Raw genomic sequence first — 15,235 nt, 5'->3', positions numbered from 1 at the left:
ATATTTGCAACGATATGCAAACACAACCTCTGATTTCTATTATTACAACGTATTATAACTCTGTACAGTTAGGAGATTTTGTAAAGTCATCTATGCAATGTCTGCAAAACCAGACGTATCAAAATCTAGAATTAATATGTGTGAATGATGGTTCTACCGATTCTACATTAAATGAATTAGAAAGTTTCGCAAAACAAGATTCGAGAATTAAAGTTTACACAAAAGAAAATCAGAAGTATGCGCAATATTCTAAGGCTTACGGACAGGAAAAGGCTTCGGGAGAATTTATTTTTCTTTTTGATCATGATGATCTTATTGATTTTGATACCATAGAAAAATGTTACCAGACATTTTTAAGCCATCCTGAGCTTGATATTGTAACCCCGATTGTCATCACAAAATTCACTGACGGAAATATTAAAAATATACACAATATTTATTTTTCTGATTCAGCAACTTTTGAATTTAAAAAATTTACGGGATCACAAATTATTAAAGATACTGTAGGCAAATATGATAACCACATCCGAGGATTGTACAGAAAAGAAGTCTTCAAATCTCATTCTTTCCGTTTTACAGAACCACTTTTGAATGCTGATGAAATTGTAGAGAGACTTATATATGAAGAAGCGAGATTTGTAGGAAACTGTGACGCAGTTTACACTCATTATATTCATCCGGATTCATCGGCTAAATTACTCTCTCCCAAAAGAATAGATTTTGCAAGAACAGATTACGTACTGAGAAAGATATTTAAAGAAAAAGGAATTTACGCGAACCGTCGGGCAATCTTCGAATTTATAGCCTACAAAAATTTGGTCAATGCCATTAAAATATTCCATCATTTTTCTAAAGATATGACTGCAGAAGAATATTCTAAACAAAGCAAAAGACTTCGGGAATCGTATAATGAATTAGACAAAAAAGTTGTCATTTCTCAGTTTGTAGGATTTCCAAAATTTTATAATGCTTTTTTATTGTCTGATTTTTCTTTAATGTCATTCTTCTACAAATACAAGAAATAAATTATCTCTCAAAGCGCCAGATAAAAAGTTTCACAGCCAAACCAGCTGGAATATTGTGAAAGAAATTTTTCTTTTTGACATCTAAAGAATATTTTGAACTCAAATAGTCTGAAAGATTTAATCGGACTAATTTCTGCATTCTTGAAATATTAGTTTTTAGATATTCTTTATCTTTCAATGCTTTCCATTGCATCACCAAAACCATCTCCTTGAAGAGAATAATTTTATTTTTGATCAGCATTTTCAATTCAGAGTTTTTTTCCTCTTTATAAGATTTGGTCAGATACTCAAGAATTGTTAGATAGTTCTCGAAATTTTTCTTTTGCCTGTTAAAAATAACCGATTCACCATGAAGATAATACAGATATGTAATGTCATCAATAATTGCTAAAGTGTCTGTTTTTAACAACAAATGGAAAAACCACAACTCATCCTGAGCAAATAATCCCGGTACAAAATAAATTTGATTATCAACAATAAAGTCCTTCTTAAATAATTTATTCCATGATGATGAAGGAAATCCGCCTTTGCTATACACGGAAAATATTTCAAGATTATTATCGTAATATTTTTTTTCTGTGATGGTGGGAAATCCGAAATCTTTCGTGGTATTATCAAAAGTGTTGATCCATCGATTTTGCGCTATAATGATTTGAGCATCTGTTTTTTCAGCTTTTTTAACCAATAATTCTATGCAATCTGTTGTAATTTCGTCGTCACTATCCAAAAAAAACAGATATTTTCCGGTAGATGCTTTTATGCCGTTGTTTCTTACAACAGAAAGTCCCGAATTTTCCTGATGTTCTATAATTTTGATAGTAAGATCCGGATTGGCATCCATAAAATTTTTGACAAGCGACATACTGTCGTCAGGAGTGCAATCATTAACAAGAACAATCTCTAAATTTTTATATGTTTGATTTTTGACAGATTCCAGACATCTGATGATAAACTTCTCACATTTAAAAATGGGAATAGAAATAGTTACTAATGGATTCATCGAGGGGAAATTAAATAAATTATTTTATACAAAAATATAGAAATAAATATTGTAAGATTGATATAAAAATTAAAACTTCTTAATTCCAAGATTGATCTGCAGATATTTGTAGTGCATTCACTGTGACTTGTTAATTTAATAAATTATTGTAGTTTTATAGTCAGGGATTAAAATTCATTTGTTATAGAATAATACAATTTTTTCAAAGTTTAATAATTATAATGGATTAAATATTCTGAAACAATACTCTTTTATTGTAATGTGATTATTATAAAAAAATCCTAACTCCATAATTTATTCAACATTTGCGCTCTTAATATCTATGCTAAAATTTTCCATTCTTATCGCCCACTACAACAATTACCATTACTTTACAGAATGTTACGAAAGTATTCTGAAGCAGACTTACGAAAACTACGAAATTGTGCTTGTAGATGACTGCTCTTCGGATGATTCTTATCAAAAGATCATAGAACTTACGAAAGATAATCCAAAAGTTAAAGTTTATAGAAATGAAGAAAATAGCGGTGTAGGTCTTACAAAAAAGAGATGTATTGACTTGGCTACCGGAGAAATCTGCGGATTTGTTGATCCCGATGATACTTTAGCAGAAAATGCATTACAGATTATTATCGAAAATTACACTAAAAATATTATTGCAGTGTATTCTCAATTCTACGAGTGCGATGCCAATCTTAAACCTATTAAAATATTTCCAAATTCTCGCGCCATTAAAAACGGCGATAAAATGTTTTTTAATGTTTTTTTTGAAGCCACACACTTTTTCACATTTAAAAAAGAGGCTTATAACAAAACTTCCGGAATCAATGATAAACTTACTTCAGCAGTCGATCAGGATTTGTATTTAAAGCTTTATGAAATAGGTGATTTTAAATTTGTAAAAGTTCCGCTTTACTACTACCGCATTCATGAAAAAGGGGTGTCGCAGGAATCTTCCAAGAAAGAAAAACTGCACAAAAACTGGCATCAGACTATTTTAGATACTATAAACAGAAGAAATATTGATTATCTCTACGGTAAAAAAATAAGTGACATTGAAAATCTCCCGGGATTTTTGAAAGTAAAACAAAATAGTATTTTCAAAAAAATTCAACGAAAATTTTTATAAACTAAAAAACCACAGAAAGATCTGTGGTTTTCTTTATTCTTTAATAATAACTCCTGCATACTTGCCATCAAACTCAATAATATATGGTTTGTGATTATTCTGTTCACAATAATCTTTAAATGCGGCATTGTCTCCTACATCATCACTCATAAAAACACCACCCCTTCTCAGTCTATCCCATAGAATTTTATAAGCCCACATTCTTCCGTCATACGTTTTGTCGCTATCATAATGTACTACATCAAAAGTTTTTGTTTTTTCAAAAATTTTCGGAAGAGATTCTTTATCAGCAAATCTATAAAGATCCCAATTGCTTTTGTATTTTTCAGGAATTACACATCCTACAAAATCTTCACTTTGATTTTGAAGAATATAAGGCATATCTGAACTGTAAAGTGTGCCATTTCTGGAAACCAAAGATGCTAAAGCTGCAAATGAAGACCAGCCATAAGCAACTCCGGTCTCAATAGAATTTTGAGCCTTTGCAAATTCATTAATGTAATAAATAACACTTAAAGAGCCTGCGCCACCCATTTTTACAGGTGCTTTTTCCTGAACCTGCAATGCATTTTTGTATTCTTGAGGAAAAATTTCTTCGAAAGGAACAAAATTCATTTTCAAAATATTCTCTATGAAATCTTTTTCAGAGACTGCGATGCTTTTACACCATTTTTCCGCTTCTTCTTTACCTCGTAGACCAGAGGAACGGTTAAATATGTTTTTCCATATCTTACGTCGTAGTTCAGGATAGAGATCCGGACGCTTTAGATAAGCGACAAATGTAGTTGCGATTTCTGAAACTTTACTCATACAGTTATGTTTTGAGGAGTAAAAATACAAAAGAATTGCCCAAACAGTCTTATATTTGTTTCACTAAGGATTAATTTTTTTTAAAAAAATACAAATGTCTCAAAAAATAAAAGTTCTGTTTCGTCATCGTTCCATGGAAATGGGAGGAGTTGAAAGGGTTCTTCTTGATTTGTTGGAAAATCTGCCAAGGGAACTGTTTGACATTACTTTCTTTCTGACAATGAATCAGGGAGAACTTAGAAAAAGTATTCCTAAAGATATTGAGCTTATCACTCTGCAAAAGGGAAGAGAAGATATGAGCAGCAATAAGTTTCTCAGAACTTTACAGCTTATTAAAAGAAATATAATTCTTACGTTTTACAGAAATAATCCGAAAATATTATACCGTAAAATCATTAAAAAAGATTTTGATCTCGAGATTGCTCCAACGTATTCAGAGTTTGACAACATCCTATCAAGCCCTTTAAATTCAAGAAAAATAGCCTGGTTTCATACTGATGTAAGTTATGATCCAAATGAAAAAAGAGTTTTAAGCAGAGTAAATGCCCTCAAAAAATTTGATTGGGTGATTTTTGGATCCAAGCAAACCAGAGATATTATAAAAGATTTATATGAAATTGAATATCCTAAAAGTTCTGTCATTTATAATTCTATAAAAATAGATGAAGTCAAGGTAAAAGCATTAGAATTTCCTGTTCATTACGATACAACTCCTGTATTTTCTTCTATGGGAAGATTGCATAGCCGTAAAAACTATCACACTTTGATGAAAGTTCACAAAAGACTTTTAGATGAAGGATTTCTCCACTCAATTGCGGTGATTGGTGGCGGTTCGGAGATGGAAAACTTACAAAGGCAAGCTAAAGAATTAAATATAGAAAACACTTTTCTACTTCTTGACAGCCAGATAAACCCATATCCTTATATAAAAAACTCAGATTATTTTGTACTACCTTCAGAATCTGAATCTTATCCTTTAACAATCGGAGAAGTAATGGGATTAAATATACCAGTTATAAGTACAAACGTGGGCGGAATTCCGGAAATGATTGAGCATGATTTCGACGGTTATCTTGTAGAACCAAATGAAGATGCCATTTATGAAGGGATGAAATTATTCCTCACAAACACTGAAATTACAGAGAAATTTAAGAAAAACATGGTGCAATCTGTAGATAAATTTGATAATGAAAAGATTTATAATCAGGTAACCTCTGTTTTTCAAAAACAATATCAACTGAAAGAATGAAAAACCCATTAGTTACCATTCTTACGCCCACTTACAATCGAGCACATACTTTGCCTCGGGTTTTTGAGTCGCTACAAAATCAGACATTTAAAGATTTTGAATGGCTGGTTATAGACGATGGCTCTACCGACAAAACTAAAGAACTCGTTGAAGCTTTTCAGAAAATATCTGATTTTAAAATTAGATACTATCATCAGGAAAACCAACATAAGTTTTTAACTTTTTTTCGTGGAATTGACCTTGCAGAAGGTAAATATTTTTCGCCTTTAGATTCTGATGATGCATTGCCAAAAGACTCCATGGAAATCCTTGTCAATACATGGGAACAGATTAATGATAATCAAAATATTGTATTTGTATCAACACTTTGTGAAGATCAGTTTGGAAAGATTGTGGGAGACCAATTTCCTAAAGATCCGTTCATTTGTAGTATTTTTGATATGCGGTATAAATACAAAATTAAAGGTGACAAATGGGGAATGGGCAAAACTGAAATTTATAAAAAAATGAAGCTGAATTTCGGTGATCTTGCCGGAAAAGGTTTTATTCCGGAAGGTGTTTTTCAGTTTCAGTTTGATAAGCTTGGTCTTCATTACTGCATCAATAAGGTAACGAGAATCTATTTTCGGGACAAAGATGATGAACAGTCCCTCGCTAATCAGTTTTACGATAAGAAAAATGCATTCGGACTTGCCGAAAACTATAAAGCATTTCTGAATACATACAGTTCAAAAATTTGGAGCAATCCGATGCCGGTTCTTAGAAATTTGGGCGGTTATCTGAAATTTTCAAAAATTGACGGCAGATCTTTAGGGAAAATCACTTCAGAATTAAAAACAACTGAAATGAAAGTATTGGCAAATCTACTTTATCCATTCTCAAAATTTATTTAGAAATGCCAAAAAAAATCCTTTTCATCTATTATCAAAATCTTAAACCAGGCGGCGTTGCAAGGGTGATGATCAATCTGGCAAATGAACTGTGTGAAAACGGATATAATATAAGTATCTTATTTTTGATGGAAGGAGAGCATACATTTTATAAGATCAACCCAAAGATAAAAATTCATACCGTTGATTCTTTTGGTCATTGGGGTTTTAATAAAGTCAATCCCGTACTCGATAAATATTTAAAAAAATTCCGTTACAGATACAGCCTTAAAAAATATGTTTATGATTTTGGGCAATGGGATATGATGAACCAATGGCTGAAAAAAAATCATACTCAATTTGATGTCGTCATTTCGTGCTGGTACAAATTATCTGCACAAATCTCTGTAAATAAAACAATCGCATCTAAGACATTTGCCTGGGAGCATTCTAATTTTGAAGTGGGTGGTAAAATTTGGGGTAATCTTTTACGTCCAAAATATAAAAACTTAAAAGGAATTATCTGCATCAACAAAGCTTCTGTTGATTATTATAAAACTTTAAATCCTAATACTTTTCTTATCCCAAATCTTATTGGTGAACCTTTTGAAAGTCTTGAAAACATAGATTTTAGCTCTAAAAAAAATCACCTTATCTATGTAGGAAGACTGGATGAAGATAAAAACGTAAGCAGTATTATTGATGTCATCTCAAATATAGATTTAAAAGATTTTATTTTCAAAATTATTGGCGAAGGTCCGGATTTGGAAAATTTAAAAAGATTGGCTAAAGACAAGAAACTTCAATCAAAAATAATCTTCACCGGTCAGTTGTCTATAGATCAAATTAAAAATGAACTTTTAGACAGTAAAATTTTCCTGTTTATGAGTAAAACAGAAGCTTTCGGGATGGTACTTTTAGAGGCTATGTTTTGTGGTAATGCTCTTTTATCTTATGACTGTAATTATGGACCTTCAGATATTATTAATCAAAACAATGGCTTTTTAGTACCGATGAATGATAAAAAGAAATTTCAAGAAAGCCTGCAAAAACTTATCAATGAACCAGATTTATTAAACAAACTCACTCAATCTTCTTTTCAGGAATCTTTTCAATGGCGCAAAAACAAAACACTTACTCAGTGGGATAAAATGATCAATTCTACCTCTCGATAAACTCGATTTACATGATTTCAATTATCACAGCATATTACAACCGAAAAGAGCTTTTCCGCAAAACTTTACTAAGTATTGCCCGGTTTGAATATTCAGAAGAAATAGAGTTTATTGCTGTAGATGATGGCAGTAATCAAGAAGAACGGATTGAAGATTTGGTAAGTGATTTTCCATTTTTGAAAGTGATTCGGTTAGAAAAGCAAGACAAATGGTATCAAAACTCATGCATTCCCTTCAACGAAGGTTTTCGTTTTGCAAAAGGTGATAAAATCATTATTCAAAATCCAGAATGTTACCATTTTGATAACGTCATTGAATTTACATCCAAGAATCTTATTGAGGGCGATTACCTTAGTTTTGGCTGTTTCGCTTTAGACAAACAAACTACAGACAGTTATAAGACAAATTATCCTGAAGACACTATTCGCAACTGCATTGCTAATCCGAATTCAAACAATTCTACAACAGCTGGAAATATTTGGTACAATCATTCTATACATAAACCTCATGCTTATCATTTCTGCGTTGCTTTAACGAGGACAGATTTGGATAAATTACAGGGTTTTGACGAATTACTGGCATTAGGAATCGCTTATGATGACAATGAATTTGTAAAAAGAGTGAAAAATACGCTCAAGATAAAGTTTGTTGATGATGTAATTGTTTTGCATCAAAATCACTACAATCAATCATCTACTTCATATGACAACAGAAAATGGAGTTCTTTTTTATACGGAATAAATAACATTCTTTTTCAGCAAAAACCTAGAAAGAAACTCATTAATCGATATACAAAAAACCAAAGCATACAGCAGAAAAAAAAGATTATTCTTCCTTTTGTTGCATATAGGCTACTAACTGATTTTGCTTTTTATAAATTAGTAAAAGATAAATTGATCAAAAGAATATAAATTAAATAAATGCTTCAAAAAAAGAAAATCCTCATCCGTATTGGTTCACTTCGTCATGGTGGCGCAGAAAAAGTATTGGTTACTTTTCTGAAAAATCTTCCACAGGATAAATATCAGATCGATTTGCTTTTAAATTTATATTCCGGGAAATATCTGAGCGAAGTTCCGAAGTGGATCAATATCATTTATCTGAACAAAGGTGAGATGATTACCACCAACAGAATTCAGGATATTCCGAAGAAAGCGACGAGAGTTATTTATCAAAAACTATTGAAAAAACGCCCTTCTCTTCTTTATAAAGGGAAACTGAAAGGCAAAAAATACGATATTGAGTTTGCAGCCATTCATGGAATGCGTGATGAAATCCTTAATTCTCCGCTCCAGTCTTCAAAAAAAATAGTCTGGATTCATAATGACCTTTCCCAATTGAAAGAGTATACAGAAACCGAGATTAAAAAATTCTTCGGTTTTGATAAAATTATGGTGATTTCAGAGAAAATAGAAAAGCTTTTTCTTGATCTAGCTGAAAACGAAACCCAGAAACAAAAGATTCTTAAAATCTACAATCCTTTAGATACCGAAGAAATTTTGTCTAAAGCAGACAAGCCATTCAATAATTATGAATTTGACGAAAAAGTTCCGACTTTTATTTCTGTAGGAACCGTTTTTCCACAAAAAGGTTTTGACAGACTTTTGAAAGTCCATAAAAAACTTTTGGATAAAGGTTTTAAACACAAAATCTTGATCGTTGGTGACGGATATGATTTTGAAAATATCAAAAAGCTAAAAACTGAACTCAATATTGCCCACACCACAACAATGCTGGGCTTTTCAGATAATCCTTATCCCTATTTCAAAAATGCAGATTTTTATATTTTAAGTTCAAGATATGAAGGTTTTCCAACCGTTTTGTTTGAGGCTATTACTTTAAAAAAGAAAATTATTGCGACAGAAGTTTCCGGCGTGAGAGAAATGCTGAACGATGGTGAATTAGGCTTAATTGTTGAAAATTCTGAAGAAGGAATTTATTCAGGAATGAAAAAAGCTTTGGTGAATTCTCAGGATTTTGAAAAGTATACGGATAACCTTAAAGATTACGAAATGCCTTTTAACCTTAAAAATTCTGTACAGAAAATCATTTCAATTCTTGACAACGTCTAGATTAATTTTTATTCTTTATTGTTGAAGACCATTTAGATTTTTTAAATTTGTTACATGGCAGGCTACTCTACTATACAGAAAGATTTTTATCGGGAAAGCGGAAAATGGCTTTCAACCTTCAAAATTTTGGCAAAGTGTGTCAATCCGAATTTACATTTTGTTTATATTTTAAGAAAAAGTCAGAAGTTTAGCAAGACGCCTGTTTTGGGACTTTTTTGGAAAGTTGTTTTACGGCATTTCCAAATAAAATATGGCTTTCAGATTTATCCTGAAACTCAGATTGGAGAAGGTTTTTACCTCGGACATTGGGGAAGCTTGGTAATCAATCCGAAGAGTAAAATAGGTAAAAACTGCAATATTGCTCAAGGCGTGACGATCGGACAGCAAAACAGAGGTAAAAATGAGGGATATCCAGTGATTGGCGATGAGGTTTGGATTGGCCCGAACGCTGTGATTGTAGGAAATATAAATATCGGTAACAATGTTCTGATCGCTCCGAATGCGTACGTGAATTTTGATATTCCGGACAATTCGGTCGTTACAGGCAATCCTGCAAAGATTTATTCTAATGATAATGCAACGGATGGATACATCAATAATAAGGTATAAAACCTGAATTTTATCATATTTTTATCTATATTAAACTTTGTTAAAAATGATTGATAATACTATAAAATTAATATTTTTGCATAATTGATTCAGTCTATTGAATTCGGAAATAATTTAAACGAAATAAATAATTATAATCTTTAAAATTTAATTAATGAAGAATTCGTACGAAGTTATTTTTGAAAACAACAGAAAATGGGTAGAATCTAAAGTAGCAGACAACCCCCACTTCTTTGAGGATCTTGCAAAAACTCAGAATCCTGAATACCTTTACATAGGATGTTCAGACAGCAGAGCAACAGCAGAAGAACTCATGGGAGCAAAACCGGGAGAAGTTTTTGTCCACAGAAATATTGCCAATGTTGTGAATACCCTAGACATGAGCTCCACAGCTGTTATACAATATGCGGTAGAGCATTTGAAGGTAAAACACATTATAGTTTGCGGACATTACAATTGTGGCGGTGTAAAGGCAGCGATGACACCTGAGGATTTAGGACTTTTGAATCCTTGGCTGAGAAATATTCGTGATGTTTACAGACTGCACCAGGCAGAACTAGATTCTATCGAAAATGAGAGTAAACGTTATGACAGGCTTGTAGAACTCAATGTTCAGGAGCAATGTATCAACGTAATTAAAATGGCTTGTGTACAGGAAAGGTATATTTTAGAAGAATATCCTATTGTTCACGGCTGGGTTTTTGACCTTAGAACAGGTAAAATTATCGATCTTGAAATTGATTTTGAGGAAATCTTAAAAGACATTCAGAAGATCTACAATCTTACAAGCTCAGATTGGGTTATGAGCAGAAAGACGAAATAATCTTTCTTTAAAAAATTGAGTAAATGAAATTCTGGAGTATCATTACATTACTGTTTATTCTAAACTTCACAGCCTTGCCGAGCATTGCTGCGGTTTTTGGTTGGGAGATACAGAGAACGAATGTGATTTTAAACGAAGAAGAAACCCACTCTCATTATTCATCATTTACGGTTTACGAAAAGACTTTACCTAAGACTTTAAACGTACATGATTTTCTGAAGTTTTTCGAGCCTGATCTCGAGCGCAGATCTTTTGTGCTGATTGACGATTCTTATCATCTATCACCACTTCTCACCATATTCTCCCCTCCCCCGGAAGCATAATTGAAATCGTTTTTTACATATATTCATATCAGATTTGATGTTGAATAGATGTCTTTTTAAATTAATTTCAATTTTTCATCACTGATGTTCTTAATTATATTTTTATAGTTAAAGATCAAACAGTTACATTTATCATTTTTCAATATCATGAAAAAATCTAAGTCATTATTTGGAGGAATAAAAGAGAATTTTCCTTCCGGCCTTGTTGTATTTTTAGTAGCGCTTCCGCTATGTTTAGGAATTGCTTTGGCATCTGGCGCACCACCATTATCCGGTATTATTGCCGGTATTGTAGGAGGCCTTGTCGTTGGAGCACTCAGTAATTCTAATATTTCGGTTTCAGGACCTGCAGCTGGTCTTACCGCAATTGTTTTAACTGCAATTACTGATCTTGGAGCTTTCGAGCTATTTCTTTGCGCCGGTATCATCGCCGGTCTTATACAGCTGGTTTTAGGTTTCGTAAGAGCAGGGAGCATATCCAATTATTTTCCAAATAATGTTATTGAGGGAATGCTTGCTGCCATAGGAATTATTATCATTATCAAACAAATTCCGCATGCATTAGGTTTTGATAACGACTATGAAGGAAATGAAACATTATTTACCAACGGAATCAACTTTAATTACTTTAGTGAATTAGCGGGTGCTGTACATCCGGGAGCGATTATCGTAACTTTGGTTTCGGTAGGCGTTCTTTTAGCTTGGGATCAAATTCCAGCTCTTAAAAGAATGAAAATACTCCCCGGCGCATTAGTTGCGGTTGTTGTCGGAATTTTATTGAACGAAGCATTTAAAATGTCAGGAAGTTCGTTAGCGATCGGTACAGAACATTTGGTTTCTTTACCAGTTCCTCAAAGTCTTGATGATTTTAAAAATTTGATAATACTTCCCGATTTTAATGGTTTTCTTAACCCTAAAGTGTGGATTGTAGGGGCAACCATTGCCATTGTAGCGTCTATTGAAACCTTACTATGTATTGAAGCTTCAGACCGATTAGATGTTCAGAGAAGAATTACCGACACCAATCTTGAGCTTAAAGCGCAGGGAATCGGGAATCTTATCAGCTCATTTATTGGTGGATTACCAATGACATCAGTTGTGGTAAGAAGTTCGGCAAACGCCAATGCAGGAGCTACTTCGAAGGTTTCAGCGATGATTCACGGAGTTTTGTTGTTGGTTTGTGTACTGAGCATTCCTTTTATCTTAAACTTAATTCCATTATCAACGCTTGCAGCGGTTTTACTTTTAGTAGGATATAAATTGGCAAAACCTGCTACATTCAAACATTTCTGGCATTTAGGGAAATTCCAGTTTATACCGTTTGTGGCGACTGTAGTTGCGATTGTAGCGACAGATTTGCTAAAAGGTGTAGGAATTGGTCTGGCCATTTCAGTTTTCTATATTCTACAAGGAAATATGAAACGTGCTTATTATCTAAGCCGCGAAAAACTGATCGATGCAGATGGCATTACGATGAAACTTGCAGAAGAGGTTTCTTTCCTTAATAAAGCTGCCATTAAAAAGACATTGAAAAACATTAAATCAAATTCTACGGTAACGATTGATGCGAGAGGAACATCATATATCGCAACAGATGTACTGGAAATGATTCAGGATTTTGCCAACATCAGAGCGAAAGAAGAAGATATTAATGTGGAACTATTAGGCTTCAAAACTTCGTACAGAGACTACGAAACCGATGAAGACTCTCACATCGTCATTACCCATAAAAGAGCAATGTAAGCTCATCAAAAATATTTTTTTTAACTTTAATTTTTAATAATAATTCAACAAATAATAAATCATATGAAAGCACATACATCTGAAACTCAATCTACAATTACTCCTGAAAAAGCATTAAACTTTTTAAAAGAAGGAAACCAAAGATTTGTAGGTAACTTAAAGGCAAACAGAGATCTTTTGGAGCAGGTAAATGCTACAAGAGAAGGGCAATGGCCTTTTGCAGTTGTTTTGAGCTGTATAGACAGCCGTACTTCTGCAGAATTAATCTTTGATCAGGGATTGGGTGATGTTTTCAGTATCAGAATAGCAGGAAATTTTGTGAATCAGGATATTTTAGGATCTATGGAATTTGGCTGTAATGTAGCAGGTTCTAAGCTTGTGGTTGTTTTAGGTCACACAAAATGTGGCGCTTTAAAAGGCGGATTAGACGCAGCTAAAATCGAAGGAATGGGAATGGATAACCTGAACCATCTGATCGACCATTTTGACCCAATTATCAAAACAATCATCAAAGATGGCGAAGAACGCTCTTCAGCAAACGCAGATCTTCTTGAAAGACTGAATCAGCATAACGTAAAAAATGCGATTGATGATATCCGCAAGCAAAGTTCTACTTTAAAGAGACTTGAGGAAGAAGGTAAAATTAAAATAGTCGGAGCTAATTATGACGTTGAAACCGGCGTTGTAACTTGGTTATAATCATCTTTCATTAATAATTCGGTCGGAAGTTTTGCTTCCGACCGAATTTATTTTTTATTTACCGTTAAAAGCAGACATTGTATTATTAATTCCTGCAAAAACGAAAGACAGACATGCCTTTGAAAACTTCTCTATTCTTTCCTGAAGTTTTTCATTTTCCTCCTGATTCCAGGTTCCTAATACATAATCTACCTGTCTACCTTCAGAAAACTCGACCGAAATTCCAAAACGAAGTCTTGCATAATTCTGAGTCTGTAACACCTCCTGAATATTTTTAAGTCCGTTGTGACCGGCATCAGAACCTTTCATTTTCATTCTTAATGTTCCGAACGGCAAAGCCAGATCATCGGTGATAATCATCACGTTTTCTAAAGGAATATTTTCTTTCTGCATCCAGTATTTTACGGCATTTCCTGAAAGATTCATATAAGTATCGGGTTTTAAGACAAATACTTTTCTTCCTTTATACTTCCCTTCTGCCATCCAGCCAAAATTGGTACTGTTGAATGGTGACTCTAAAGTTTCAGCAATTTTTTCTGCAACCTTAAAACCTATATTGTGACGTGTATTTTCGTATTCCGGGCCTTTATTTCCAAGACCGACAATTAAATATTTCATGAGAAATTTTTTGCAAAATTAAGGGTTCTAAAATAAAAAACTCAACCCTAAAAAGGATTGAGTTTAAATATTTTCTTTAAATTACTTATTACAAAGGTTTGTAGAAATAATTAATTCCAAATCCCTGAGTCATATAAGTCTGTGGATCATACTTATAATTGGTAGAAACTACAATTGGTGTAGGAACAGGCTCCATCATATCTGTAACAGAAACTCTTCTAGGACTGTTTGGTGACAGCATTAAACTTCTGTCATCGTTAATATCTGTAGAAATAAGTACCGAAACTGTATATCCAAATGGCAGCAAAGTATACCCGCTAATCTGAGAATCATAACTGCTAAAATCGAATGCATACTTCTGATCAGCCGGTTCAAAAACAGATCCCGTCAATTTACCAACCTCTTTAGTTACCGAAGAAACATTATCTCCCAAATAAGTGTAAGTAGCTTTGGTATAATCTGTATAATCAAAAGGAGTAATATCATTACCTCTCTGCATTACAATAGATGTAAGTTTAGCTGTTGTTGAGCTATAGGTTAACTTATAAAGTGCTTTTGTTTTGGCAAAAACAGCATAAGGACCAGGCACTGTAGAAGGAGGTACAGGAGCCGCTTTTCTGTATACCGTTCTGTTCTCAGAAATCATTGTTAATTTACCCAAATTACCATAAGTATATTGTTGAGTATAAGAAACACTGTCTGTATCTATTGTACCGTCACTATCCAAATCCAGAAAGCCTTTGAAGGTTATTTTGCTGATATTGTTACCACTCCATTCTATATTTTTTATAGAAGCTTTTTCTGTAATAACTTTTGAAAGAAGCAAACCATTATACTCATACTGCGCAATCAGACCAAAATCTGTCACCTCTCTTGATAAAGCTCTTGGGCCAATTAAACCTGTATTGTCATTCAAATCCAAAAGTGGATTTCCTTCTTCATCAGTCAAATCTTTACAAGAATGTATTGAAGAAAAACCTGCTATTAGCAAAATAAAATAGAAAAGTCTTTTCATTATGTAATGGGATTATTTATTTTTTCACAAATATAATTTTTTTTTGTATAAAAATCACATTTTTGTTTATATTATC

General features: G+C 33.0%; 16 protein-coding genes. 12 read left to right on the top strand and 4 right to left on the bottom strand.

The genetic code is table 11. The features are described from left to right. Nucleotides 1-14 precede the first annotated feature (14 nt). Entirely contained in the window at nt 15-1,025 is a 1,011-nt protein-coding gene (locus EG358_RS03050; RefSeq protein WP_076557304.1) for a glycosyltransferase family 2 protein, read from the top strand. Nucleotide 1,026: 1 nt separating this feature from the next. On the opposite strand, the gene EG358_RS03045 is transcribed toward EG358_RS03050, so the two are convergent. Continuing rightward, on the bottom strand, nt 1,027-2,025 hold the full coding sequence (locus tag EG358_RS03045) for a glycosyltransferase family 2 protein (RefSeq protein WP_076557301.1): 999 nt from the start codon (nt 2,023-2,025) through the stop codon (nt 1,027-1,029). Nucleotides 2,026-2,347: 322 nt separating this feature from the next. Here EG358_RS03045 and EG358_RS03040 point away from each other — a divergent pair, with 322 nt between their 5' ends. Next, nucleotides 2,348-3,154, top strand: coding sequence for a glycosyltransferase family 2 protein (locus EG358_RS03040; protein ID WP_076557299.1), 807 nt, complete (start codon nt 2,348-2,350; stop codon nt 3,152-3,154). A gap of 33 nt (nt 3,155-3,187) precedes the next feature. On the opposite strand, the gene EG358_RS03035 is transcribed toward EG358_RS03040, so the two are convergent. Beyond that, nucleotides 3,188-3,964 carry a class I SAM-dependent methyltransferase gene (locus tag EG358_RS03035; RefSeq protein ID WP_076557296.1) on the bottom strand — a complete coding sequence of 259 codons (777 nt, stop codon included), beginning with the start codon at nt 3,962-3,964 and terminating at the stop codon, nt 3,188-3,190. A gap of 94 nt (nt 3,965-4,058) precedes the next feature. Here EG358_RS03035 and EG358_RS03030 point away from each other — a divergent pair, with 94 nt between their 5' ends. The 10 genes from EG358_RS03030 to EG358_RS02985 all read left to right on the top strand — a co-directional run bounded on the left by EG358_RS03030 (nt 4,059) and on the right by EG358_RS02985 (nt 13,526). Further along, nucleotides 4,059-5,213, top strand: a complete 1,155-nt coding sequence (locus EG358_RS03030; protein WP_076557294.1) for a glycosyltransferase — start codon at nt 4,059-4,061, stop codon at nt 5,211-5,213. Further along, entirely contained in the window at nt 5,210-6,106 is an 897-nt protein-coding gene (locus EG358_RS03025) for a glycosyltransferase family A protein (RefSeq protein ID WP_076557292.1), read from the top strand. Before EG358_RS03030 ends, EG358_RS03025 begins: the two co-directional genes overlap by 4 nt. A 2-nt stretch (nt 6,107-6,108) precedes the next feature. Next, the gene (locus EG358_RS03020; RefSeq protein ID WP_076557290.1) at nt 6,109-7,257 is read left to right on the top strand and encodes a glycosyltransferase; all 1,149 of its coding nucleotides are present in this window, start codon (nt 6,109-6,111) and stop codon (nt 7,255-7,257) included. 11 nt (nt 7,258-7,268) lie between these two features. Then, nucleotides 7,269-8,168 (top strand): glycosyltransferase family 2 protein, encoded by a 900-nt coding sequence (locus tag EG358_RS03015; protein WP_076557288.1) that lies wholly within the window; start codon nt 7,269-7,271, stop codon nt 8,166-8,168. 9 nt (nt 8,169-8,177) lie between these two features. Continuing rightward, a complete protein-coding gene (locus EG358_RS03010; RefSeq protein WP_076557286.1) occupies nt 8,178-9,329 on the top strand; it encodes a glycosyltransferase in 1,152 nt (383 codons plus the stop codon). Between the two features lie 54 nt (nt 9,330-9,383). Then, the gene (locus tag EG358_RS03005; protein WP_076557284.1) at nt 9,384-9,938 is read left to right on the top strand and encodes a serine acetyltransferase; all 555 of its coding nucleotides are present in this window, start codon (nt 9,384-9,386) and stop codon (nt 9,936-9,938) included. 154 nt (nt 9,939-10,092) lie between these two features. Beyond that, a complete protein-coding gene (locus EG358_RS03000; protein ID WP_076557282.1) occupies nt 10,093-10,761 on the top strand; it encodes a carbonic anhydrase in 669 nt (222 codons plus the stop codon). A 23-nt stretch (nt 10,762-10,784) separates the two neighbouring features. Beyond that, the gene (locus EG358_RS02995) at nt 10,785-11,084 is read left to right on the top strand and encodes a hypothetical protein (protein ID WP_076557280.1); all 300 of its coding nucleotides are present in this window, start codon (nt 10,785-10,787) and stop codon (nt 11,082-11,084) included. Between the two features lie 147 nt (nt 11,085-11,231). Continuing rightward, complete coding sequence (locus EG358_RS02990) at nt 11,232-12,827, top strand: SulP family inorganic anion transporter (protein ID WP_076557278.1); 1,596 nt, start codon at nt 11,232-11,234, stop codon at nt 12,825-12,827. A gap of 63 nt (nt 12,828-12,890) precedes the next feature. After that, nucleotides 12,891-13,526 (top strand): carbonic anhydrase family protein, encoded by a 636-nt coding sequence (locus EG358_RS02985; protein WP_076557276.1) that lies wholly within the window; start codon nt 12,891-12,893, stop codon nt 13,524-13,526. 54 nt (nt 13,527-13,580) lie between these two features. Here EG358_RS02985 and pth read toward each other — a convergent pair whose 3' ends face one another. Further along, entirely contained in the window at nt 13,581-14,144 is a 564-nt protein-coding gene (gene pth / locus EG358_RS02980) for an aminoacyl-tRNA hydrolase (protein ID WP_076557274.1), read from the bottom strand. Between the two features lie 88 nt (nt 14,145-14,232). Next, entirely contained in the window at nt 14,233-15,159 is a 927-nt protein-coding gene (locus EG358_RS02975) for a hypothetical protein (RefSeq protein WP_076557272.1), read from the bottom strand. Nucleotides 15,160-15,235 lie beyond the last annotated feature (76 nt).

Source organism: Chryseobacterium indoltheticum, assembly GCF_003815915.1.
Classification (GTDB): Bacteria; Bacteroidota; Bacteroidia; order Flavobacteriales; family Weeksellaceae; genus Chryseobacterium; species Chryseobacterium indoltheticum.
This window is presented reverse-complemented; position numbering and strand designations above follow the sequence as displayed.